Source organism: Luteipulveratus mongoliensis, assembly GCF_001190945.1.
In the GTDB taxonomy this organism is placed as follows: Bacteria; Actinomycetota; Actinomycetes; order Actinomycetales; family Dermatophilaceae; genus Luteipulveratus; species Luteipulveratus mongoliensis.
This window is the reverse complement of the sequence record NZ_CP011112.1, coordinates 3,394,076-3,416,387: the sequence shown is the minus strand read 5'-3', so window position 1 is coordinate 3,416,387 and position 22,312 is coordinate 3,394,076. Positions and strand designations below refer to the sequence as shown.

The following is a 22,312-nucleotide window of genomic DNA, read 5'->3' as shown; positions in this document are numbered from 1 at the left end:
GTAACGCATAGGTTACAGTCATCGTATGCAGACCGCATGGGAGGCCCTCGGCGACCAGACGCGACGCGAGATCGTCCAGCTGCTGTCCCGAGAGGAGCTGACAGCGGGCGAGATCGCCGGCCGTTTCGAGATCAGTCGTCCCGGTGTCTCGCGACATCTGAGGGTGCTGCGTGAAGCAGGTCTGGTGACGGCGCGTGCCGACGCCCAGCGACGCGTCTACTCCCTCGACCCGGCCGGCATCCACGGCGTCGAGCAGTGGTGCGCCGAGGTCGTGGGCTTCTGGTCGCAACGCCTCGATGCCCTTGGGACCGAGCTCGCCCGCGGCCGGAGCACGCGGGGACGCCACCGTCGTACGACGGAGCCCACTGCCCAATCGACACAGGAGGACAGCGCATGACCACACCGTTCGCTCTGCTCGACCCGACCATCACGACCGACGGCGAGAGCGTGGAGGTTCGCTTCGAGCAGCACTACGACAGCGGGGCCGCCGATCTCTGGGATGCCGTGACCGACCCCGAACGGCTGGCGCGGTGGTTCGCGCCGGTGGAGGGGCGGTTCGGGGTGGGGGAGGCGTTCACGATCTGCTTTGACGACGGTGATGTCCCCGAGTGTCGAGTGATCGAATGTGTTGCGCCACAACGGTTCTCGTTCGAGTGGCCGCATGCGTCAGGCGCCACCGTAGTCACTGCCGAGGTGCGGCCGGACGGTGACGGGAGCGTGCTGGTCCTGACCCATGCCCGACTGGGGCGATCGCAGGCCGCAGGCTATGCGGCCGGCTGGGACGCGTACCTGCGACTCCTCACGGACCACCTCGCCGGCCGCGAGCCACAGAACTGGTGGGAGCACTTCGGCGCGGCCCAGAAGGCGTACGCCGAACGTCTCGGCTGAGGGAGCGCCCGCGCTCAGCTCTTGTTCAGCTCCTGGGCGAGCATCAAGAGGATGCCGCTGGGGCCGCGGAGATAGGTGAGCTTGAAGACGTCCCCATACGTCGCGACACCGCGCAGCGGATAACAGCCGTGCTTCGCCGCGATCTTGAGGGCCTCGTCGATGTCGTCCACCGAGAACGCGACGCGGTGCATCCCGATCTCGTGGGGCTGGGTGGGGCTCGTCTCGATCGCGTCGGGGTGGATGTACTCGAAGAGCTCGAGACGACCATTGCAGTCCGGTGTCTGGAGCATCGCGATCTTGGCGTGGTTGCCGTCGAGGCCGACGCAGGTGTCGGCCCACTCGCCGCTGACCTCGTCACGGCCGAGGACGGTCAGCCCGAGGTCGGTGAAGAACGCGATCGTCTCGTCGAGGTCACGGACGGCGATGGCGACGTTCTGAAGCGTGATGGGCATGGGTTCTGCTCCCTGTGTCTCGTGCTGTTCGGGCGTGGATGGTGGTCGGTCGACGGTGCTGGAGTCGATGGCTCAGTCCTGAGCCGCCAGGAGTACCACCGGGATCTGACGTTCGGTCTGCTGGGCGTACTCCTCGTACTGCGGGAAGATGCGTGCCATCTTCGGCCAGAGGTCCACTCGTTCGGCGGGCGACGCCAGACGGGCTCGGCACGTCAGTCGTCGGGTTCCCGCCTGGACCCCGACGATGGGGTCGGCCTGAAGGTTCTTGAACCAGTCGGGGTCCTCGTCAGCGCCTCCTTTCGAGGCGACGAGTACGAAGTCGTCCTCCGACGTGCCATAGATCAGGCACGTGCGTCGCGGCTGTCCGGAGACTCGGCCGGTGGTGGCGAGAACGAGCATGCGCACGCCGTTCGCCTCGTGCCCCTCGGTTCCGCCCGAGGCGAGGTACGTCCGGGTCTGCTCGGCAACCCAGTCCCACTGCGAGTCGGTGGCGTGGTCAAGATCAGCGGCGACAGCCATGTCCGTTCTCCTTCGTGCGTCGTGCGGTCTCGTTCATCGTGGCGGGCTGATCGACAGGACGGAATTGCCGATGGGTCATGGCTGCGATGCGCGCCAGTCATGCCCTGCGACAATGAGCCTCGTGTCAGAGCGCGTCGATCCCGCCTCGCAAACGCTCGAGCTGCGGCATCTGCGCGGCTTCGTGGCGGTGGCGGAGGAGCTGAACTTCCGGCGTGCCGCCGAACGGCTCTACATCACCCAGCCGGCCCTGACCCGTCAGATCCAGACCCTTGAGCGGCTCATCGGATGCCAGCTCCTGATCCGGTCAACGCGGATGGTGCAGCTCACCCTGGCCGGCGAGGCACTGCTGGACAGGACTCGGCCGGTACTGGTCGAGGTCGACGCGGCTGTGACTGCCGCGCGATCGGTCGGCGGCGAGCTCGCGGCACGGATGGACGAGACCTGGCAGCCGTTGGTCCGCGCTGTCGCGCTGGATGAGGACATCGAGACCGTACGTTCCGCCTGGGAGGCCGTCCACGCCCGCTCCGCGCCGCCCCCGGAGACTCACGTGCGCGCAGTCACCGCCGGCGGAGTGTCGGCCCTGGTGGTCGGTGAGACTCATGCGGACCCTCCGTCCCTGCTCTACCTGCACGGCGGGGGATATCTGCTCGGCTCCGCGTTCGGCTACCGGTCGCACGCCGCCGCGCTGGCCACGGCCGGCAACACCACGGCGCTGGTTCCGGACTACCGGCTGGCGCCCGAACATCCCTATCCTGCGGCCCTCGACGACGCGGTTGCCGCGTACCTGTGGATTCTCGATCGGGGAACGCCTGCCAAGCAGGTGACGGTCACGGGCGACTCCTCCGGCGCAGGCTTAGCGCTCTCGCTGCTGCTCACGCTGCGCGCCCGCGGCCTGCCGCTGCCGAGTGCCGCGGTACTGCTGTGCCCGTGGCTGGATTTCGGCCTGGATCGTGATGGCGAGGAGGACGATCTGGTTTCCCTCCACGAGGCACGTCGGTTCGCCAACGCCTATCTGGCCGGACATCCCGCCGACGACCCCATCGTCAACCCGCTACGCGCGGACCTGAGTGGCCTTCCGCCGTTGCTCGTCCAGGCCGCCGCCGGCGATGAACGACTCACCGACGCACAGACGCTCACCGAGCGTGCCGTCGAGCACGGTGTCAACGCGCGGCTGGAGATCTACCCCGTCGACGCCCACGTCTTCCACATCTTCTGGTCGTTCCTTCCGCTCGCCCACGATGCGCTGCGGGCTGCGGGTGAGTTCGGCCTCAAGCACCGCGCCGGCAACGAGCCAGGGTGACGCGCCACGCTTGCCTGTATTCGAACACGTGTTCTACTCTCGAGTCAGGTCGAGAACGGGAGGGCGCGTGTCAGGTCGCGAAAGGCAGCAGTCGCAGGGCGGGGGCCCGCCCGGCTGGCCGCCAGGTGTGCCGCCACCGGGCACGCCCGGGTGGGAGCGGCCCGCGACCGCGTGGCTGCTCGATCACTGCCCGGCCGACTTCCGCGCGTACGACGCCTGGAAGCGCCACCCGACGGCCCTCGCCTGGATTGCCAGCAGGCACATCGACGCCCAGCTGGGTGCGATGCGGGACTGTTATCGCGGTGCCCGGGTGGATCTCGGCCAGTATCTGCCCGAGCAGGCGCTGCCTCAGGTGATGGACCACCTGGCCGCCGAGGGGCGCCGGTTGCGTGCGGCGGCTCGCAGCGCGCAGCTGGTCAGCGAGGCGATGCAGGGCAAGACCTTCACGCCGAGGCTGTGAGGTCCCTCTGAGGAGGGAGTCGCAGGCGAACCTTGCAGGGGGAGTATGCGTCCACCACGTAGACTCGACCGACCTGGACGGAAGGACAACGGCGACTGTGGGACTGCTCAAGAACATCTCGAGCCCGGCCGATCTGAAGGCACTGCCCCCGGAGCAGGTCGATGACCTGGCTCAGGAGATCCGCGACTTCCTGGTCGACTCGGTCTCTCGTACCGGTGGACATCTCGGTCCCAACCTGGGTGTGGTCGAGCTGACGCTGGCGCTGCACCGGGTGTTCGAGTCGCCGCAGGACACCCTGGTCTTCGACACCGGCCACCAGTCCTACGTCCACAAGCTGCTCACGGGACGCCACGACTTCAGCAAGCTCAAGAAGCAGGGCGGGCTGTCCGGCTACCCGAGCCGAGCCGAGTCCGAGCACGACGTCGTCGAGAACTCCCACGCCTCCACCTCCCTGTCCTGGGCCGAAGGCATCGCCAAGGCGCGGCGCCTCGCGGGCCAGCGTGACCGGCACACGGTCGCCGTCATCGGCGACGGTGCGCTGACGGGCGGGATGGCCTGGGAGGCGATCAACAACATCGCGGTCGACAAGGACCTGCCGCTGGTCATCGTCGTCAACGACAACGAGCGTTCCTACGCACCGACCGTCGGCGGGCTGGCCGACCACCTGGCGACGCTCCGGACGACGCGCACCTATGAGCGGGTGCTCGACTGGGGCAAGTCCGCCCTGCACCGCACTCCTGTCGTCGGCAACGCGATGTACGAGACGCTGCACGGGGTCAAGAAGGGCATGAAGGACATCGTCGCGCCGCAGGGGATGTTCGAGGACCTCGGCATCAAGTACCTCGGGCCGGTCGATGGTCATGACGTCCTGGCCATGGAGGCTGCACTGACTCGCGCGCGCGCGTTCGGTGGCCCCGTCATCGTCCACGTGCTCACGCAGAAGGGCCGCGGCTACGAGCCGGCAAGCTCGGATGAGGCCGACCAGTGGCACGGCATCGGCAAGTTCAACCCCGAGACCGGGCTGCCCTTCGAGGTGTCGGGTCGCATCTGGACCGATGAGTTCAACGACGAGATGGTGCGCATCGGCGCCGAGCGCGAGGACGTCGTCGCCATCACCGCGGCGATGATGATCCCGGTCGGCCTCGACGGGTTCGCCAAGGCCTACCCCGACCGCATCTTCGACGTCGGCATCGCCGAGCAGCACGCAGTGACGATGGCGTCGGGGCTGGCGTTCGGTGGTCTGCACCCGGTGGTCGCGGTCTACGCCACGTTCCTCAACCGTGCTTTCGACCAGCTGCTGATGGACTGCGCGCTGCACCACCAGGGCGTGACGTTCGTCCTCGACCGGGCCGGCGTGACCGGCAGCGACGGTGCCTCGCACAACGGCATGTGGGACATGACGATCTGCTCGATCGTGCCCGGACTGCACCTGGCCGCGCCGCGTGACGGGGAGCAGGTCAAGGCCCAGCTGCGCGAGGCGCTCGACGTCGACGACGCGCCCACCGTGATCCGGTTCCCCAAGGGTGATGTGGCCGAGCCGATCGCAGCCGTTCGTCGGGTCGGCAGCGTCGACGTGATCCATGACTGCGAGCAGGACCCCGATGTCCTGCTGGTCGGGGTCGGCGCGATGTGTCCGACAGCCCTCGGTGTCGCCGAAAAGCTTGAGGCGCAAGGACATTCGGTCATGGTCGTCGATCCTCGGTGGGTGCTGCCGGTCAGCGATGACCTGATCGGCCTGGCCCGTCGTGCGGGCACGGTCGCGGTCATCGAGGACAACCTCGTGTCCGGAGGAGTGGGGGCCTCGGTGACCGCCGCGCTTCGCGCTGCTGACGTCGCACAGCCCGTCCACTGCTACGGCATCCCCAAGGAGTTCCTCGACCACGCGTCGCGCGGACAGGTGCTGGAGCAGATCGGCCTGACCAGCGACTCGGTGGCCTCCTCGCTGATCAGCCGCCTCCACCCGCACCGCTGATCGGTCCTGACGGCGACCAAAACCGTTGGCAGCATTGGCTGCTCACATTCTAAGGTGCTCCGATGCAGGTGCTGCACGAGACGCCCGACCGTCCACTGAGCCCGATCTGGTCGAGCCCTTCGTGGCGTGCCGAGGCGACCGCCTGGATCGATCAGGCGCTGGCGAGCCGAGGCATCCGGCGTACGGGCGAGGTCGAGCAGACTCGGGTCCGCGCCTGGTCCACCCAGCTGCGCCTGCAGATCGACCACGGCATCGCCTGGATGAAGGCATGTTCACCGACGGGCGCGGACGAGGCGGCGGTCTATGACGTGCTGGGTGCGCGTACGCCCGAGCTCGTCCTGACACCGTGGGCGACCGACGCGGCGCGCGGTTGGTTGCTGCTCCCGGACGGTGGGCCGACCCTCCGTGATGTGGCCACTTCCAGCACGATGCTGGATCAATGGGCTGTGGTGCTGCATCGGTACGCCCGCCTCCAGCGGCGGGCCGTCGACTCCGAGCATGACCTGCTCGCGGCCGGCCTCGTTCGCCTCACACCTGAAGACCTGGTGCGACAGTGGCGCCGCCGCTCTACGCCCGGTGACCCGCTGTCGGGGGCCGAGCCGGTCCTCCAGGAAGCGGCGCGGGTGCTGCAGGAAGGCCCGGTGCCGCTCTCGCTGCAACACGACGACGTGCACACCAACAACGTGTTCTGTGCGGGTTCGAGCGTCGAGGAGGCCGAGGCGGCGACGTTCTTCGACTGGGGCGACTCCTACATCGGTCACCCGTTCATGAGCCTGCTCATTGCGCTGCGTGGCCCGCGGTATCACTTCGACATCACGATGAACGACCGAGAGCGGCAGCGGCTGATCGACGCCTATCTGGAGCCGTGGACCGAGCTGGCGCCGCTGACTGAGCTCCGGCGCCTTGTGGCGCCGGCGGTACTGCTCGGCCGGGTCGGCCGGGTCCTGGGTTGGGAGCGCTCGATGAGCGGAGCGACCGACGAGGAGTGGGCGGAGTGGCGCGCGCACCCGGAGCACTGGCTCTCCGAGGTCACGGAGCTTGCCGCGAGCGGCGCCGATGTCTGGTGAGGTAGAGCCATGGACGACGTCACCCTGAACGGGCTGCTACGAGATCTGGCCTCTCCCGACCCCGTGACCCGGGACGAGAAGGCATACAGCCAGCTCGCTCGGGCGATCATGGCGCGAGAGCTCACCACTGCGCAGCGATCTGAGGCTGCGCGCGTCGCGCGAGAACTCCTGCAGCACAGGGAGATTCAGGCGCGGACGTTTGGCCCGCTGATCCTTGCGGTGCTGGTTGACGTCGGCGACTGGGACGACGCTTGGTTCGCCGAGACCCGTGACTGGTATGTCGCGGAGACCGACCTGCGCGGGTACGACGACGAGCTGGGCTGGCTGCACGCGGTCGCCCATGGCTCAGACTTCTTCGGTGAGGCTGCGGTGGCCGGCCGAGTGCCGGGTGACGAGGTCCTCGATGTCCTGGTCGAGCGTTGCGTCACGGCCACGCCGCTGGTGTGGCAGGACCAGGAGGAGATCCGGGTCGCGCATGCGGCGGCCCATGCGCTCAGCGATCCCCGGCTGGCTCCACACGTCGCCGTCGGCTGGCTGGAGCGGGTGGAATCCGAGCTCGAGGCGCTCAAGCCTGGCCCGCCGCCACCGTGGAGCACCAACACGTTGCACATGCTGCATGCGCTGCACGTCGCGCTCGGCCACGAGATCCTGCACGACGGTGAGCCCGTCACGATCAGGCATGGGGACCGGGTGCGCGCTCGCGTCGCTGCGACCATCCAGCCGACTCAGCCGTGGTTCTGGCGTACTCGCTAGTCGTGGAACACGTTCGGATAGGCGCGACGCCGTACGACGTCTCGGGTGCTTTTCTCGCGGCGCTGCTGGTGGGGCTGCTGCCGGCCGTGGTCACAGGGGCACTCAGCCACAGCCTGCTCAGCTCGGCCGCGGTCTACCTGATCCTTGTCGTGCTGACGACCGGCCTGCTCACGCGTCGCATCGTGACGACCCTGGACGCTCAAGGCGTCACCAGGAGAGCAGTTCGAGGCACGACGCACCTGCCCTGGACCGAGGTCGGCAGTGCGGCGTTCGTCGCAGGCAACGACACTCCAGGCGGCGAGGGCGGGGAGCCCGAGCGCTGGCTGGTCGTTCGTGATCGCCGACGAGATCGAGAGGTGCGGATCATGCCGCTGGTCTCGCTCGCAGGGGTCGAGGGCGCGAGTACATCTCTCGGCCTTCGTACTCGGCGTCAGCTGATCATGGCGGTCCGTGAGCTGGACCGACGCGGGTACGACGTCGAGTGCGACTCGCTGCTCGAGCGATCGGCGTATCTAAGGATCCTGCACCTCGCCCGCACTCAGGACTGATGCCACGAACCTCGTTGCTGCAGAACGTCTTTCAACACATCAGACCGGTCGGTGATGAGGCCGTCGACGCCGAGGTCGAGCAGGCGGGTCATGTCAGACGGCTCGTCCACGGTCCAGACGTGGACCTGCGTGCCGGCAGCATGGGCTGCGCGGACTGATCGTGCGGTGACGACGGGGATGCCCGCGTGCCGCTCCGGCACCTGGAGGCAGTCGACACCGCGCAGCGCCGCCGATGAAGCGCCCGGCAGGCGTGACGCCTGGGCGAGCACGAACGCCGCCGTCTGGGACTGGCCGGCCGAGGTGGCGACGGGGCGGGAGAGCCGCTTGATCGCCGTACGACGCCGTCGGTCGGAGAACGACGTGATGCAGACCCGGTCGTGCGCGCGATGCCGCTCGATGGCCTCGACCAGCGGGATGACCGCGGGCTCGGCCTTGATATCGATGTTGACCTTGAGGTCGGGCCAGGCGTCGAGCAGCTCATCGAGCGTCGGGATCGGCTCGCGACCGTCGATCCTGGCCTGCTGGACCCGGTGATAGGGCAGCGTGTGGATGGCGCCATGGCCGTCGGTCACCCGGTCGAGGGTGTCGTCGTGGAAGGCCAGCAGCACGCGGTCGGCGGTGGCGTGCACATCGGTCTCGACGTAGGCGTACCCGAGCTCGACGGCAGCCGCGAAGGCGACCATGGAGTTCTCCAGACCATCTCGGGAGAACCCACGGTGCGCCATCGCGACGACGCCGTCGTGCTCGAGGTACGCCGTACGCGCCATGCGAGAACCGTTGCGACAGAACCGGTTTGGCTCAGATGTCGCGGAACGTCTGGATGTTGGCACCCAGCTTGTTGAGCCGCGAGTCGAGCTCTTCGTAGCCGCGGTCGATCACGTAGATGTTGCGCAGCACCGAGACGCCAGGAGCGGCGAGCATGGTCAGCAGCACGACGACGGCGGGACGCAGAGCCGGCGGGCTCATGACCTCGGCCGCACGCCAACGGGTCGGGCCCTCGATGAGCACCCGGTGCGGGTCCATCAGCTGGACCTTCGCGCCGAGCGAGGTGAGCTCGGTCAGGTAGATCGCACGGTTCTCATAGACCCAGTCGTGCAGGGTCGTGCTGCCCTCGGCCACCGCCGCGATGACGGCGAAGAACGGCAGGTTGTCGATGTTGAGACCCGGGAAGGGCATCGGGTGGATCTTGTCCTTGGGCGCGATCAGCGGACCCGGGATCGTACGGAGGTCGACGAGACGTGTCTGGCCGTTGGCCGAGACGTACTCCTCGCTCATCTCGTACTTCATGCCCATGCTCTCCAGCAGCGTGAGCTCGATCTCCATGAACTCGATCGGGATCCGCTTGATGGTGATCTCGGACTCGGTCACGACCGCGGCAGCGACGAGTGTCATGGCCTCGATCGGGTCCTCGGACGGGAAGTACTCCACGTCCATGTTGATGTCCTTGACGCCGCGCACGGTCAGCGTCGTGGAGCCGATGCCCTCGATCTCGACACCGAACTTCTGCAGCATGAAGCAGAGGTCCTGGACCATGTAGTTGGGGCTGGCGTTGCGGATGATCGTCTCGCCCTCGTAGCGAGCGGCCGCGAACAGCGCGTTCTCGGTGACCGTGTCACCACGCTCGGTGAGGATGATCGGCTTGCGCGGGCGGACCGAGGAGTCGACGTTCGCCTCGTAGTAGCCGTGCGAGGCGACCACGCCGAGACCGAAGGCCTGCAAAGCGTGCAGGTGCGGTTCCACCGTGCGCGAGCCGAGGTCGCAACCACCGGCGTTGGGCAGCTTGAACTCGTCGAACTCGTGCAGCAGCGGGCCGAGGAACATCAGGATCGTGCGGGTACGACGGGCGGCGGTCTCGTCCATCGCGTCCAGGTCGATCCGCTCCGGGGGAGTGATCTCCAGGTCACTGCTGTCGGGCAGCCAGCGCGTCTTGACCCCGATGGAGTTGAGCACCTCGGTGATCCGGTTGACCTCTTCGATGCGGGCCAGGTTGCGCAGCGTGGTCTTGCCCTTGTTGAGCAGGGACGCGCACAGGCAGGCGACGGCGGCGTTCTTGCTCGTGCGGACGTCGATCTCGCCGGACAGCTTGCGGCCGCCCTCGATGCGCAGATTGAGGGGAGTCGAGGATGCGACGGCCACGATCTCGGAGTCCAGGGCCTCGCTGATACGGGCCAGCGTCTCCAGACTGAGGTTCTGCTTGCCCTGCTCGATGCGGGCCACAGCACTCTGACTCGTCTGCAGGGCCTCGGCCAGCTCGGTCTGCGTGAGCTTGCGGTGGCGGCGTGCGTCACGGATCAGCGTGCCGACTCGGACCAGGTAGTCATCGGTCATGAAAACGAGTGTAGATCACATATGAGATATTGCGAATCGCTTGACAGAAGCGTGTCGCAGGGCCGGATGAGACGTGACGATCGGGGGTCGTGACGTGCCCTACAGGGCACGAAACGACCCCCCGATCGTCACGCAGTCGTCAGGCGGGGGTGGGGACGGAGGCGGCTCCGGCTGGCAGGAAGCGCTTGCCGGTGGCCTTCTCGGAGATGCCGGTGCGGTCCAGCAACGGGGTGACGCCGCCGTTCCAGAACGGGAAGCCGGCGCCGGTGATCATCGCCAGGTCGATGTCCATCGGAGCCTGGACGACGCCCTCGTCGAGCATCCGACGCGTCTCGTCAGCGAGCGCCTCCAGCGCACGCTCACGCACCTGCTCGGCCGTGAGCTCCTTCGGCTCCGCGGGCGTCTCGAACAGGTCGACGACCTGCTGATCGACCTTGCCGTCCGCGCCGTAGAAGCTCGGGATCTTCGCCTCGACCACCTTGGCCAGGTTGGGAGAGACATAGAACCGCTCGGGGAATGCGCCGTGCAACGTCTCGCTGTTGTGCAGCGCGATCGCCGGACCGACGAGCGAGATGAGCATGAACGGCGGCATCGGGGTGACGCCGGCGAACGCCTTCTCGACCGTCTCGAACGGCGTGCCCTCGTCAGCGATCCGACCGGCCTCGCCCATGAAGCGGCCGAGGAGACGGTTGACCACGAAGGACGGGCTGTTCTTGACCAGGATGCTGGTCTTCTTCAGACCCTTGCCGGTGGCGAAAGCCGTTGCGAGAGTGGCGTCGTCGGTCTTGTCGCCGCGGATGATCTCCAGCAGCGGCATGATCGCGACGGGGTTGAAGAAGTGGAAGCCCACCACCCGCTCGGGGTGCTTCAGCTCCTCGGCCATCTCAGTGATCGACAGCGACGACGTGTTGGTCGCGAGGATGCACTCGGGCGAGACGTGCTCCTCGACCTCCGCGAAGACCTTCTTCTTGACGCCCATCTCCTCGAAGACCGCCTCGATCACGAAGTCGGCGTCCGCGAACGCGTCCTTGGTCACCGAGCCGCTCACCAGGCTCTTGAGCCGGTTGGACTTGTCCTGACTGACGCGGCCCTTGAGCAGCAGCTTGTCGACCTCGTCGTGGACGTACTTCACGCCCTTGTCGACGCGCTCCTGATCAAGGTCCGTGAGGACAACAGGCACCTCGAGCCGACGCGCGAACAGCAGCGCCATCTGGCTGGCCATCAGACCCGCACCGACGATGCCCACCTTGGTGACCTTGCGCGCGAGTGCCTTGTCGGGTGCACCCGCGGGACGCTTGGCCCGCTTCTGCACCAGGTCGAAGGCATAGAGGCCCGCCCGCAGCTCGTCCGTCATCAGCAGGTCGGCGAGCGCGTCGTTCTCGGCCTCGAAGGCCGCGGCGCGCTCGGACGTACGGGCTGCCTTGACCAGGTCGAGAGCGCGGTAGGGCGCGGGCGCCGCACCGCCGACCTTGGCGTCGACCTGGCCGCGAGCGGCCTCGACGGTGGTATCCCAGGCTTCGGCCGAGGTGTCGACCGGCTTGCGCTCGACCTTCTCCTCGCCCCCAATCACCTTGGCAGCAAACGCGATCGAGTCCTCGAGGAACGTCACCGGCTCGAGCAGCCGGTCCGCGACGCCGAGCTCGTACGCCTGCTTGCCGTTGATCATCTTGTTGTTGGCCAACGGGTTGGCGACGATCAGCGTGAGAGCGCTGTCGACACCGATGAGGTGGGGGAGCAGGTAGGTACCGCCCCAGCCCGGGACGAGCCCGAGGAAGCACTCAGGCGTGGCGTACGCCGGCACATCGCTGGCGATGGTGCGGTAGTCGGCGTACAGCGCGATCTCGACACCGCCACCCATGGACGCACCGTTGATGAAGCCGAAGGTCGGCACGGACAGGTCGGAGATCTTCTGGAAGGTCTCGTGGCCCAGCCGGGCGATCTCGAGCGCCTGGTCGCGGGTGCTGATCGACGGCACACCGGTCAGGTCGGCGCCCACCGCGAAGATGAACGGCTTGCCGGTGATGCCGACGCCGACGATCTCCTTGGCCTCGGCACGCTGCGCCAGGGTGTCGAGCACCGAGGACAGCTCAGCCAGACCTTGTGGACCGAAGGTGTTGGGCTTGGTGTGGTCGAAGCCGTTGTCGAGCGTGATCAGCGCGAAGGTGCCCTGACCGCCCGGCAACTGGATGTCCTGAGCGAGTGCGTGCGTGACCACTTCATCCGTGGTGGGAAGCGTCGTCATCAGGCGGCACCCTTCTCGTTCGTGTAGCCGGCGTAGTCGGCATGATGCGGGTTCTCCCAGATCACCGCGCCGCCCATGCCGATACCGATGCACATCGCGGTCAGGCCGTAGCGGACCTCGGGATGCTCGGCGAAGTGGCGGGAGAGCTGGGTCATCAGGCGTACGCCCGAGGAGGCCAGCGGGTGACCCGTCGCGATCGCGCCGCCCCACGGGTTGACCCGCTCGTCGTCGTCCTTGATGCCGAAGTGGTCCAGGAACGCCAGCACCTGCACGGCGAAGGCCTCGTTGAGCTCGAACAGGCCGATGTCCTCGATCGTGAGGCCGGCCTTGGTCAGCGCCTTCTCGGTCGCGGGGACCGGGCCGATGCCCATGACCTCGGGCTCGACACCGACGAACGCGTAGTTGACCAGACGCATCCCGACGGGCAGACCGAGCTCCTCGGCCGCCTGCTCCGAAGCCAGGAGACACGCGGTCGCGCCGTCGTTGAGGCCGGCCGCGTTGCCCGCGGTCACGTTGCCGTGCGGGCGGAAGGACGTCTTGAGCTGGGCGAGGTCCTCGACGGTGGTACCCGGACGCGGCGGCTCGTCCTGCGTCGCCAGACCGAAGCCCTTCTCGGCGTGGCGGGTCGCGACCGTCACCAGGTCCGGCTGGATCTTGCCGTCGGCGTACGCCTTCGCCAGCTTGTCCTGGCTGCCCACCGCAAACGCGTCGCAGCGCTCCTTGGTGAGCTCGGGGAAGCGGTCGTGCAGGTTCTCGGCGGTCTGGCCCATGACCAGGGCGGAGGGGTCGACGAGCTTCTCGGCGATGATCCGCGGGTTGGGGTCGACGCCCTCACCCATCGGGTGGCGGCCCATGTGCTCGACGCCGCCGGCGATGCCGATGTCGTACGCGCCGAACGCGATCGAGGACGCTGTGTTGGTGACGGCCGTCATGGCGCCGGCGCACATGCGGTCGATGGAGTAACCCGGAGTGGTCTTGGGCAGGCCGGCCAGCAGGCCCGCCACGCGACCCAGGGTCAGGCCCTGGTCGCCGATCTGGGTGGTCGCGGCGATCGCGACCTCCTCGACCTTCTCCGGCGGCAGCCCAGGCTGGCGGCGCAGGATCTCGCGGATGCACTTGATGACCAGGTCGTCGGCGCGGGTCTGGGCGTACATGCCCTTCTCACCGGCCTTGCCGAACGGCGTACGAACGCCGTCGACGAAGACGACCTCAGAAAGCGTGCGGGGCACGATGCCTCCCGTAGGTGTGACGAGTTGATGGCTCGCACTCTACGGGACGTTGTTACTCGTCAGTATCTGGGTGTTCGGCGATGGCATCGGCGATGAGCGGAGCGGCCAGCTCGACCTGCCACGGTCGCGCGCCCAGGGTGCTCAGCGCGGCAGCCACTGCCGGCTGGTCGGCCGGGTCCGGCGGATGCCACAGCACGCGGCGCAGGAAGTCGGGCGTCAGGAGGTTCTCGACGGGGACCTGGTGCTCCTCGCCGAAGGCACCCAAACCGTCCCGCACCTGCTGGAGCCGCTCGGCGGCCACCGGGTCGCGGTCGGCCCACGCGCGCTGCGGTGGGGGCGCGTCAGTGCGAACGGTCGAGGGCGGGAGCTCGCGGTCAGGGATCGCGTTGGCGCGGCGTACGGCATCGAGCCACTCCCGCTGGTAGCGGGCCACCGACCGGTGCGGCGGGCGGGCCTTGCCGCGCCGGCTGGTGGCCGACTTCGCGTCCGAGGCGGTCGCTGCGGTCAGCGCCGCGGCCGTCCCCGGCGCGCGGACCGCGATCTCGACCAGGACGGCGTCCGGCAGGACACGGCCGGGGGAGATGTCGCGCTCGCGAGCAATGGCGTCGCGGGTCTCCCAGAGCTCGCGCACGCGGGCGACAGCCCGCCGGTCGCGGACCTTGTGCATCCCTGATGTACGTCGCCACGGGTCGGTGCGTACGGGCGGGCCGGTGAACGAGGTGAGTGCGGAGAACTCCTCCATGGCCCAGGCGAGCTTGCCCTGTGAGTCCAGGTCCTCGCGCAGCCGGTTGCGCACCTCGACGAGGACCTCGACGTCCAGGGCGGCGTAGCGCAGCCACGGCTCCGGGAGCGGCCGGGTCGACCAGTCGACCGCCGAGTGCTCCTTGGCGAGACTGATGCCGAGGTAGTGCTCGATGACCGCGGCCAGCCCCACCCGCGGCAGTCCGGCGATCCGGGAGCCGAGCTCGGTGTCGAACAGCACGCTCGGGTGCAGTCCGATCTCCGCCAGGCACGGCAGGTCCTGGGTCGCGGCGTGCAGCACCCACTCCTCATCGCCGATGGCCTCTTCGAGGGGTGACAGGTCAGGGCAGGCGATCGGATCGATCAACCAGCTGCCGGAGCCTTGCCGGCGCAGCTGGACGAGGTAGGCGCGACCGCCGTAGCGGTAGCCCGAGGCACGCTCGGCATCCAGCGCCACTGGACCTTCGCCGCCGCGGATGGCCTCGGCCGCGGCCATCAGCCGCCGCTCGTCCTGGACGATGTCGGGGATGCCCTCGGCAGGCTCAAGCAGCACCGGGTAGGTCGGCTTCTCGGCCTCGGCTACCTCGGCTGCCTCGGCAGGGGGCGCCTCCGCGGCGGGACCCTCGGGTGCGGTCGTGTGAGGTTCAGTCATCGTCGCTGACCCGGAAGGGCCACGACGCCATCAGGCAGGGGCGGCAGCCCGGCGACCGTGCACAGCAGTGCACCCCAGGCCTCGAGGTGGATGGACAGGTCGTTGTCGGTCGGCGTCCATGAGGCGCGAACCTCCATCTCGACCGAGGGCGCACGCTCCTCTAGGCCGGCGAAGCTCTCCGAGACGACACGGGTGACCGTGCCCGCATCGGCGACGTAGGTGGCGCCGACGGCTGCGAGTGAGTCGGTCAGCCAGCTCCAGCCGACTGCACCGAGCATCGGGTCGGTGGCCGTCTCGGGCTCGAGCTCGGCTCGGACGAAGGTGACGATGCGCCAGGTGCCCTCCCAGGGCTCCGGGCCGTCGGGGTCGTGCAGCAGCACGAAGCGTCCGGACGCGAGCTCGTCCTCGTCCTCCGCGTTGTGAGTCGGCAGGACCTCGGCCGTCAGCGCGAGGGAGTACGGGGCGATGCGGCTCGGCGCCGGAACCTCCGTCAGACGCACCTCCGGCCGCAGGCGCACTGCCGACAGTGCGCGGGCGGCCGCGTCGAACTCGGCGGAGGGGTCGCCGGAGATGCTGCGAGTGCTCACCTGAGACAGCGTAAGTCGCGCCACCGACGACGGCGGCATGCCACGCCGCTGGGCTTCGACGGATACCGTTCACGCGTGATCGCCCTGCTGGCCCTGGCTTCCAGCGCCGTCTGGGGGACATCGGACTTCGTCGGCGGTGTCCTGTCCCGTCGGATCGCGGCCGTACGCGTCGTCACGCTCTCCCAGCTGGGTGGCCTGATCGTGATCTCGGCGGCGATGGCTGTGGTGCTGCTGACGTCCGGAGTCCCGTCGGGCACGGGCTGGCTGCTCCCGGGCCTGGCCTCTGGTGTGATCGGCGCGATCGGGCTCACGGCGTTCTATGCCGCGCTGTCCAGCGGGACGATGGGTGTCGTCTCCCCGATCGCGGCTCTCGGCGCGGTCCTGCCGGTCGTTCTCGGGATCCTGAGCGGCGACGAGCTCGGCCCCTGGACGATCATCGGCATGGGCGTGGCCATCGTCGGAGCTGCGCTCGCCTCAGGTCCCGAGCTCGCGGGCGGTGCCGCGCGACGACCGCTCGCGCTCGCGGTCGTGGCGGCGACCGGCTTCGGACTGGCGCTCTACCTGCTCGACCGAGCCTCGGCGTACGACGTCGTCCCCGCCCTGTGGGCGATGCGCATCGGCAGTGTGACCATGCTCGGCGGGGTCATGCTCGTCCTGGCGCGCCGGCGCAGACTGCCCGAGGGCAGGGCAAGCCGTCGCGACCTGCCGGCCCTCCTGCTGCTCGGCACCGGCGACCTCTCCGCGAACGCCCTCTTCGGGTACGCCACCACTCACGGCTACGTCAGTGTCGCCTCCGTGCTCGGCTCGTTGTATCCCGTCGCGACCGTGCTGTGGGCGCGCTACCTGCTGCACGAACGGATGCGTGGTGTGCAGGCGCTCGGCGTCGGCCTCGCCGTTGTCGGCGTGGTCCTCACAGCCTCGTGATGTGTAGCCGGGGGAGCGACCTACGATCGACCGCGTGACTGACACCGATCCCCGCGACAGCGTCCTGGTCCGAGCAGCTCGTGGGCTCGAGGTGTCGCACACCCCGGTCTGGTTCATGCGGCAGGCCGGTCGGTCGCTGCCGGAGTACCACAAGGTGCGTGACGGTATCCCGATGCTGCAGGCCTGCCGTACGCCTGAGCTGGTCACCGAGATCACGCTGCAGCCAGTGCGTCGGCACGGCGTGGACGCCGCAGTCTTCTACAGCGACATCGTCGTTCCGCTCAAGGCGGTCGGGATCGACCTCGACCTTGTGCCGGGCGTGGGGCCGGTCATCGCCGAGCCCGTCCGCACCCGGCAGGACCTGGAGCGCATACCCGAGCTCGACGCATCGCACGTCCCGTACATCACCGAGGCTGTCTCGATGCTGGTGCGCGAGCTGGACGGCACCCCACTCATCGGCTTCGCGGGCGCGCCGTTCACGCTCGCGTCCTACCTCGTCGAGGGTGGGCCGTCCCGCAACCACGAGCACACCAAGGCGCTGATGTACGGCGACCCGCAGCTGTGGCACGACCTGTGCGCTCGGCTCGCGCAGATCTCCGGCGCATTCCTTCGGGTGCAGGCAGAGGCCGGTGCCAGCGTCGTCCAGCTCTTCGACTCCTGGGCCGGCGCGCTCTCGCTCGCCGACTACGAGGCGTACGTCCAGCCGCACTCCGCAGCCGCGCTCGCCGCAGTGGCCGACCTCGACGTCCCGCGGATCCACTTCGGTGTGGGCACCGGCGAGCTGCTCGCCGCCATGGGTGCGGCCGGGTGCGAGGTGGTCGGCGTCGACTTCCGCATCCCGTTGGCCGAGGCCGCTCGTCGCACGGGCGGCGCGTACGCCCTGCAGGGCAACCTCGACCCGGCCCTGCTGTTCGCACCGTGGGAGCCGCTGGAGCGCGCTATCGACGGTGTGCTGGAGTCCGGGCGCTCAGCACCCGGCCATATCTTCAACCTCGGTCACGGCGTGCTCCCGAGCACCGACCCCGGCGTGCTCACCCGCGTCGTCGAGCGGGTCCACGAGCGCACCGCCCGCTGACTCCGGCACGTCCAGCCGGACGACGCACCACGGCAGGAACAGCTGCACGAGCGGTCCGATCGCGACGGCGTACAGCACGGTCCCGACGCCGACGACGCCACCCATCAGCCAACCCACCGCCAGCACCGTCAGCTCGAGACACGTGCGAACAAGCCTGATACTCAAGCCTGTTCGCGTGTGCAGGCCGGTCATCAGGCCGTCCCGCGGCCCGGGGCCGAGCTGGCTCCCGATGTAGAGCGCACCGCCGATGCTGTTGACGACGATGGCCGACGTCATGAGCAGCACCCGCGCCCACAGGGCATCCGGCTCGGTGAGCACGCTCAGTCCAACATCGGTGGCGATGCCGATCCAGATCGCGTTGGCGACGGTGCCGAGGCCAGGCCACTGCCGCAGGGGGATCCAGAGCAGCAGGACGGCGAAGCCGGTGATGATGACGATGGTGCCCATCGACAGACCGGTGTGCTCGACGAGGCCGATGTGCAGCACGTCCCACGGATCGAGTCCGAGCGTGGCGCGCACCATCATCGCCATCGCCAGCCCGTAGAGCGTCAGCCCGACCATGAGCTGGGTGAGGCGGCGGGGGAGGCGGCCGGCGGAGAGCTGCTCACGAGGAGTGAGGCGCTGCAGACCCGCGTCACGGCGCGAGTGAAGAGAGGTGGGGCGGAGAGGCATGTCCCCAGCCTGACGTGAAGTGGCCTTGTTTGGAAGGGCCACTTCAGAGAGAGTGGACTCATGGTCAGTCCTCGCGTCAGTGCACCTCGCCTAGTCAGCATGCTCGGCACGGCGACACCCGGGACGGCCTCGTACGCCTGGCTCACCGATGCCATCCGCCTGCTGATCACCGATGGCCGGCTCCTGCACGAGACCCGGCTGCCCAGCGAACGCGACCTGGTCGGCGCACTGGGGCTCAGTCGTACGACGGTCTCCCGCGCGTACGCCGAGCTGCGGGACCGGGGCTATGTCACGGCGCAGCACGGATCCGGGACGCGCGTGCAGGTGCCGGGCGGGCCCGTTCCGGGAGGCGCCGAGCCGATGCTGCTGGACGACGTCACCGAGCCCGGCGAGGACGTGATCGACCTGAGGAGTGCGGCACCGTCGGGCCGGCCGGGACTGGCGGCGGCGTACGAGGCGGCCGTGCCACGGCTAGGCGCCTACACCTCCGGCATGGGCTACTTCCCGCTCGGCGTGCCAGAGCTGCGTGAGGCGGTGGCCGACCGATTTGCCGCGCGAGGCGTACCCACGAGCCCGGGCCAGATCATCATCACCACGGGGTCACTGGCGGCCCTCGCCGCTGTCGAGCGGGCCGTTCTGCGCCGAGGCGACCGAGTCGTCCTGGAGAGCCCGACCTACCCCGGCGGTCTGGCCAGCCTGCAGCACACCGGAGCGCGCCTGGTGCCGGTGCCGGCGGTGAGCGGATCGACCGACGTCGAGGCCATCGCGGACCGAGTCGGTGTCCTCTCCCCGCGGGCCATGCTGCTGCTGCCGGACTTCCACAACCCGACCGGGACGCTGATGCCGGACGCGGTCCGGGCGCGCGTGGCGCACATCTGGAAGAGCCGGGGCGTCGTCGGGATCGTGGACGAGACCGTGACCGAGATCTGGCTGGAGGACCGGCCCGACGTGCGGCCGATGGCAGCGCACGCGCCCACGGCCGTCACCGTTGGCGGCGTGAGCAAGTCGCACTGGGGCGGGCTCCGGATCGGCTGGATCCGGGCTCCCCACGATCTCGTTGGCGCCATCGGGCGAGCTCGGGCGACGCTCGATCTGGGTGCTCCTGTCCTTGAGCAGCTCGTCGTCGCCGACCTGCTCAGACAGCGTCCGACGCTCGATGACGAGACCCGGCTCGCGCTGCGTGCACGCCGAGACCAGGTGATCCACGACGTACGTGCCGCGCTGCCCGGCTGGGAGGTCACGCCGCCGTCGGGAGGCCTCTCGCTCTGGTGGCGGCTACCGCTGGCGCGCTCCTCGGCCTTGGCCGCGGGGGCCGAGCGGAGCGGTGTGCTGCTTGCTCCTGGATCGGCCTTTGCGGTGGAGGGGCATGGCCTCGAGCAGTGGATCCGGACGCCGTTCGCACTGGATGCGTCTGCGCTGGAGCGCGCCGTACCGCTCATCGCGCAGGTGTGGGAGCAGGTCGGCGGTCGATGACCTCCCACGGGTGTCAAGAATTCACGAACTCGTCCAATGTTTGGTCAAGAACTCACTAAAGACCTTCCGCGCACCTGCGCACGCCGCGAATCTGAGGGCAACCGCACAGCCAACACGAGGAGCGCACCATGAGTCTGGAGTCTCTCGATCGTCGAACGCTGCTGAAGGGCGCGGCGGCCACGGCCGGTGTCGCAGCCCTCGGGGGAACGCTGGCGCCGCAGGCACGCGCCGACAACTGGAAGATCCTGCCGCACGAGCACCAGTGGCAGGACTACGACTACAACTGCGGCCCGTGCGCAGCGCGGGTGGTGCTGACCTGCAGGAACATCTTCCTGAGCCAGGACCAGCTCATCGCGGAGATCGGGACGACCACCAACGGCACCGACGACATCAGCCAGGTGACCACGGCGCTCAACAACCACGTCGGCGGCTGGTACGAGAACAAGTACATGCCCAACGACCCGCCCACGCAGGGCCAGAAGGACCTGCTGTGGAACGACATCGTCTTCGACATCGATCGGGGTTACGGGTTGGTCCTCAATATCTGGGCTCCCGCAAACAACCACCCACCGGGCTACCCGAACTACCTGATCATGCATTACGTCGCAGCGGTCGGGTACAACCCGGACAACCGGCAGGTCTACATCGTCGACTCCGCAGGCTTCAGCCAGGGGCAGTACTGGCTCGACTTCGAGCAGGTCGCGAGCCTGGTCCCGCCGAAGGGTTACTCGGCCTGAGTCGTGGCCGGCCGTCTTGCACCGATCAGCGAGACCACGCCGGCGCAGTAGTCGTCGACGTCGACCCCGAGGGTCAGGCGCTGCAGCAGCATTCCGGGGACCAGCCCGAACATCGCAGCACCGACCTGCTCGGGGTCGGCTTCGTCGTCGAGTAGTCCGGCCGCCTTGGCGCGGACCGCGACGCCGGTCAGCTCTGAGCGCAGCCGGCCGTGCGCGCCCTGGATCACTGTCATCAGGTGCGGTGACCGCAGGGCCTCTGCGAACGCCTGGATCGCGACCGCGGACTTGTCGATGTCGTGCATCAGCAGGATCTCGGTGACGTGCTCGAGCGTGATGATGACCGCGCGCGCCAGGTCGGGTGGATCGAGAGCGGACAGATCCCGGGCCACGGGGCCGGCGGCCTGGCCGATGGTGGCCTCTGCCGCCTGCTGGATCAGGTCTTCCTTGTTGACGAAGTAGCCATAGACGGCACCCGCGGACAGGCCGGACTCCTTGATCACGTCGGCCATGCTCGTGGCGTGAAAACCGTTGCGAGCAAAGCAGGTCCACGCTGCCTCCAGGATCTGCTGGCGTCGGGCGGCGCGGTACTCCTCGGTGACCTTCGGCATGTCTCCACCTTAAAACCGAACGAACGTTCTTGACGATCGTGCCACGTAGAGGCACCCTGGTGTCATGAAACAGAAGGAGCGTTCGTTTTTCAAGGAGTGGCCGCGCCTGATCGGCGTTGCGCTCGGTCTGTCTCTCCTCGTCGGGGTCGTGCTGGTCGCGTTCTCGTGGCCGAGCGTGCGGTCCGAGCCGCGCGATGTGCCGCTCGCCGTGGTCGGCACGCCGGCCGCAGCAGGCCAGATCTCCACCAGCTCGAGGCGCGGCAGCCGGGCGGGTTCGACGTGCAGCGGTACGACGACCAGCCGGCCGCTGAGCGCGCCATCCGGGACCGCGAGGTCTACGGCGCGCTCGTCGTACGACCGGGTGGTCCGCCGTCGGTGCTGACGGCATCTGCTGCGAGTCCTGCCGTCGCGCAGATCCTCACGCAGATGGGTCAGCAGATGTCGGCACCTGCCGACGCGACAGCGGTGCGCGACGTCGTGCCTGCACCCGCCGACGACCCGCGAGGCGCCGGTCTCTCGACCAGCGTGCTGCCCCTGATCCTCGGCGGCGTGCTGGCCACGATCGTGCTGGACCGACTGACGTCGAGGCCGCTGCGCCGAGCGGTGGCCGTGGTGGTCTTCGCCGGCGCCTCCGGCCTCGTGATCGGCCTCGTCCTCCACGTCTGGCTCGGAGCGCTCGAGGGGAGCTACTGGACCGTGAGCGGTGTGGCCGCGCTCGGGGTCGCGGCGCTCGGACTCACGCTGACCGGGCTACACGCGCTGCTCGGCGCGCCGGGCATGGGCCTGGGCGCGGCCACGATGATGCTGCTCGGCAACCCCTTGTCGGGGATGAGCTCGGCTCCGGAGATGCTGCCGACCGGCTGGTCGACGATCGGGCAGCTCTTGCCTCCGGGGGCGTTCGGCTCATTGGTCCGTTCGGCGTCCTTCTTCGACGGAGCGCGCTCTGGTGGACCGCTCCTCGTGCTGCTGGCCTGGATCCTGCTCGGCCTCGCCATGTGCTGGACCGCGCACGCACGTGGCCGCGTGGCCCCCGAGGTCGAATCCGTCGACGGAGAGCGCCATCTCGTGGTCGCCTAGCCCCAATC

At 68.8% G+C, this 22,312-nt stretch carries 24 protein-coding genes; 14 read left to right on the top strand and 10 right to left on the bottom strand.

All coding sequences use genetic code 11. The features are described 5' to 3' along the window. Nucleotides 1-25: 25 nt before the first annotated feature. Together VV02_RS16255 and VV02_RS16250 are read left to right on the top strand one after the other, a co-directional pair. The gene (locus VV02_RS16255) at nt 26-397 is read left to right on the top strand and encodes an ArsR/SmtB family transcription factor (protein WP_052593136.1); all 372 of its coding nucleotides are present in this window, start codon (nt 26-28) and stop codon (nt 395-397) included. Next, nucleotides 394-888 (top strand): SRPBCC family protein, encoded by a 495-nt coding sequence (locus tag VV02_RS16250; RefSeq protein ID WP_052593134.1) that lies wholly within the window; start codon nt 394-396, stop codon nt 886-888. The genes VV02_RS16255 and VV02_RS16250 overlap by 4 nt, the downstream gene beginning before the upstream one ends. A gap of 14 nt (nt 889-902) precedes the next feature. On the opposite strand, the gene VV02_RS16245 is transcribed toward VV02_RS16250, so the two are convergent. Both VV02_RS16245 and VV02_RS16240 read right to left on the bottom strand, forming a co-directional pair. Then, entirely contained in the window at nt 903-1,340 is a 438-nt protein-coding gene (locus VV02_RS16245; protein WP_052593132.1) for a VOC family protein, read from the bottom strand. A 72-nt stretch (nt 1,341-1,412) separates the two neighbouring features. Further along, nucleotides 1,413-1,859 (bottom strand): nitroreductase family deazaflavin-dependent oxidoreductase, encoded by a 447-nt coding sequence (locus VV02_RS16240; RefSeq protein ID WP_052593130.1) that lies wholly within the window; start codon nt 1,857-1,859, stop codon nt 1,413-1,415. 112 nt (nt 1,860-1,971) lie between these two features. Here VV02_RS16240 and VV02_RS16235 point away from each other — a divergent pair, with 112 nt between their 5' ends. From VV02_RS16235 to VV02_RS16210, 6 genes are all read left to right on the top strand, one after another. Beyond that, nucleotides 1,972-3,159, top strand: a complete 1,188-nt coding sequence (locus tag VV02_RS16235; protein WP_052593128.1) for an alpha/beta hydrolase fold domain-containing protein — start codon at nt 1,972-1,974, stop codon at nt 3,157-3,159. 67 nt (nt 3,160-3,226) lie between these two features. Beyond that, nucleotides 3,227-3,619: a hypothetical protein gene (locus tag VV02_RS16230; RefSeq protein ID WP_245633107.1), complete on the top strand. Its 393-nt coding sequence runs from the start codon at nt 3,227-3,229 to the stop codon at nt 3,617-3,619. Between the two features lie 97 nt (nt 3,620-3,716). Continuing rightward, complete coding sequence (dxs, locus tag VV02_RS16225; protein WP_052593126.1) at nt 3,717-5,591, top strand: 1-deoxy-D-xylulose-5-phosphate synthase; 1,875 nt, start codon at nt 3,717-3,719, stop codon at nt 5,589-5,591. Nucleotides 5,592-5,653: 62 nt separating this feature from the next. Beyond that, nucleotides 5,654-6,658 (top strand): phosphotransferase family protein, encoded by a 1,005-nt coding sequence (locus tag VV02_RS16220; protein WP_052593124.1) that lies wholly within the window; start codon nt 5,654-5,656, stop codon nt 6,656-6,658. Nucleotides 6,659-6,667: 9 nt separating this feature from the next. Continuing rightward, on the top strand, nt 6,668-7,411 hold the full coding sequence (locus tag VV02_RS16215; protein WP_052593122.1) for a DUF2785 domain-containing protein: 744 nt from the start codon (nt 6,668-6,670) through the stop codon (nt 7,409-7,411). Between the two features lie 2 nt (nt 7,412-7,413). Then, on the top strand, nt 7,414-7,959 hold the full coding sequence (locus tag VV02_RS16210) for a hypothetical protein (RefSeq protein WP_052593120.1): 546 nt from the start codon (nt 7,414-7,416) through the stop codon (nt 7,957-7,959). On the opposite strand, the gene VV02_RS16205 is transcribed toward VV02_RS16210, so the two are convergent. From VV02_RS16205 to VV02_RS16180, 6 genes are all read right to left on the bottom strand, one after another. Then, nucleotides 7,950-8,726, bottom strand: coding sequence for a glycerophosphodiester phosphodiesterase family protein (locus VV02_RS16205; protein ID WP_052593118.1), 777 nt, complete (start codon nt 8,724-8,726; stop codon nt 7,950-7,952). The two genes, VV02_RS16210 and VV02_RS16205, sit on opposite strands and share 10 nt — an antisense overlap. Nucleotides 8,727-8,757: 31 nt before the next feature. Beyond that, nucleotides 8,758-10,287: a helix-turn-helix domain-containing protein gene (locus VV02_RS16200; RefSeq protein ID WP_052593116.1), complete on the bottom strand. Its 1,530-nt coding sequence runs from the start codon at nt 10,285-10,287 to the stop codon at nt 8,758-8,760. Nucleotides 10,288-10,426: 139 nt separating this feature from the next. Continuing rightward, entirely contained in the window at nt 10,427-12,529 is a 2,103-nt protein-coding gene (locus VV02_RS16195) for a 3-hydroxyacyl-CoA dehydrogenase NAD-binding domain-containing protein (RefSeq protein WP_052593114.1), read from the bottom strand. Next, nucleotides 12,529-13,758, bottom strand: a complete 1,230-nt coding sequence (locus VV02_RS16190) for a thiolase family protein (protein ID WP_052593112.1) — start codon at nt 13,756-13,758, stop codon at nt 12,529-12,531. The genes VV02_RS16195 and VV02_RS16190 overlap by 1 nt, the downstream gene beginning before the upstream one ends. 52 nt (nt 13,759-13,810) lie before the next feature. Then, complete coding sequence (locus VV02_RS16185) at nt 13,811-15,151, bottom strand: HRDC domain-containing protein (protein ID WP_052593110.1); 1,341 nt, start codon at nt 15,149-15,151, stop codon at nt 13,811-13,813. Further along, nucleotides 15,148-15,738: a DUF3000 domain-containing protein gene (locus tag VV02_RS16180; RefSeq protein ID WP_052597111.1), complete on the bottom strand. Its 591-nt coding sequence runs from the start codon at nt 15,736-15,738 to the stop codon at nt 15,148-15,150. The genes VV02_RS16185 and VV02_RS16180 overlap by 4 nt, the downstream gene beginning before the upstream one ends. A gap of 75 nt (nt 15,739-15,813) precedes the next feature. Here VV02_RS16180 and VV02_RS16175 point away from each other — a divergent pair, with 75 nt between their 5' ends. After that, entirely contained in the window at nt 15,814-16,662 is an 849-nt protein-coding gene (locus VV02_RS16175; RefSeq protein ID WP_052593108.1) for a DMT family transporter, read from the top strand. Nucleotides 16,663-16,696: 34 nt separating this feature from the next. Then, entirely contained in the window at nt 16,697-17,737 is a 1,041-nt protein-coding gene (hemE, locus tag VV02_RS16170) for a uroporphyrinogen decarboxylase (protein WP_245633106.1), read from the top strand. Here hemE and yczE read toward each other — a convergent pair. Continuing rightward, nucleotides 17,630-18,409 (bottom strand): membrane protein YczE, encoded by a 780-nt coding sequence (yczE, locus tag VV02_RS16165; protein ID WP_245633105.1) that lies wholly within the window; start codon nt 18,407-18,409, stop codon nt 17,630-17,632. The genes hemE and yczE overlap by 108 nt on opposite strands. 60 nt (nt 18,410-18,469) lie before the next feature. Here yczE and yczR point away from each other — a divergent pair, with 60 nt between their 5' ends. Further along, the gene (gene yczR / locus VV02_RS16160) at nt 18,470-19,882 is read left to right on the top strand and encodes a MocR-like transcription factor YczR (RefSeq protein ID WP_083450221.1); all 1,413 of its coding nucleotides are present in this window, start codon (nt 18,470-18,472) and stop codon (nt 19,880-19,882) included. 128 nt (nt 19,883-20,010) lie between these two features. Continuing rightward, nucleotides 20,011-20,619, top strand: a complete 609-nt coding sequence (locus tag VV02_RS16155; RefSeq protein ID WP_083450220.1) for a C39 family peptidase — start codon at nt 20,011-20,013, stop codon at nt 20,617-20,619. On the opposite strand, the gene VV02_RS16150 is transcribed toward VV02_RS16155, so the two are convergent. Further along, nucleotides 20,607-21,227 (bottom strand): TetR/AcrR family transcriptional regulator, encoded by a 621-nt coding sequence (locus tag VV02_RS16150; RefSeq protein ID WP_052593102.1) that lies wholly within the window; start codon nt 21,225-21,227, stop codon nt 20,607-20,609. The genes VV02_RS16155 and VV02_RS16150 overlap by 13 nt on opposite strands. Nucleotides 21,228-21,291: 64 nt before the next feature. Here VV02_RS16150 and VV02_RS26695 point away from each other — a divergent pair, with 64 nt between their 5' ends. Beyond that, on the top strand, nt 21,292-21,609 hold the full coding sequence (locus tag VV02_RS26695) for a hypothetical protein (protein ID WP_169787704.1): 318 nt from the start codon (nt 21,292-21,294) through the stop codon (nt 21,607-21,609). Beyond that, nucleotides 21,507-22,304, top strand: coding sequence for an ABC transporter permease (locus tag VV02_RS16145; RefSeq protein WP_169787703.1), 798 nt, complete (start codon nt 21,507-21,509; stop codon nt 22,302-22,304). Before VV02_RS26695 ends, VV02_RS16145 begins: the two co-directional genes overlap by 103 nt. The last annotated feature ends 8 nt before the right edge of the window (nt 22,305-22,312 follow it).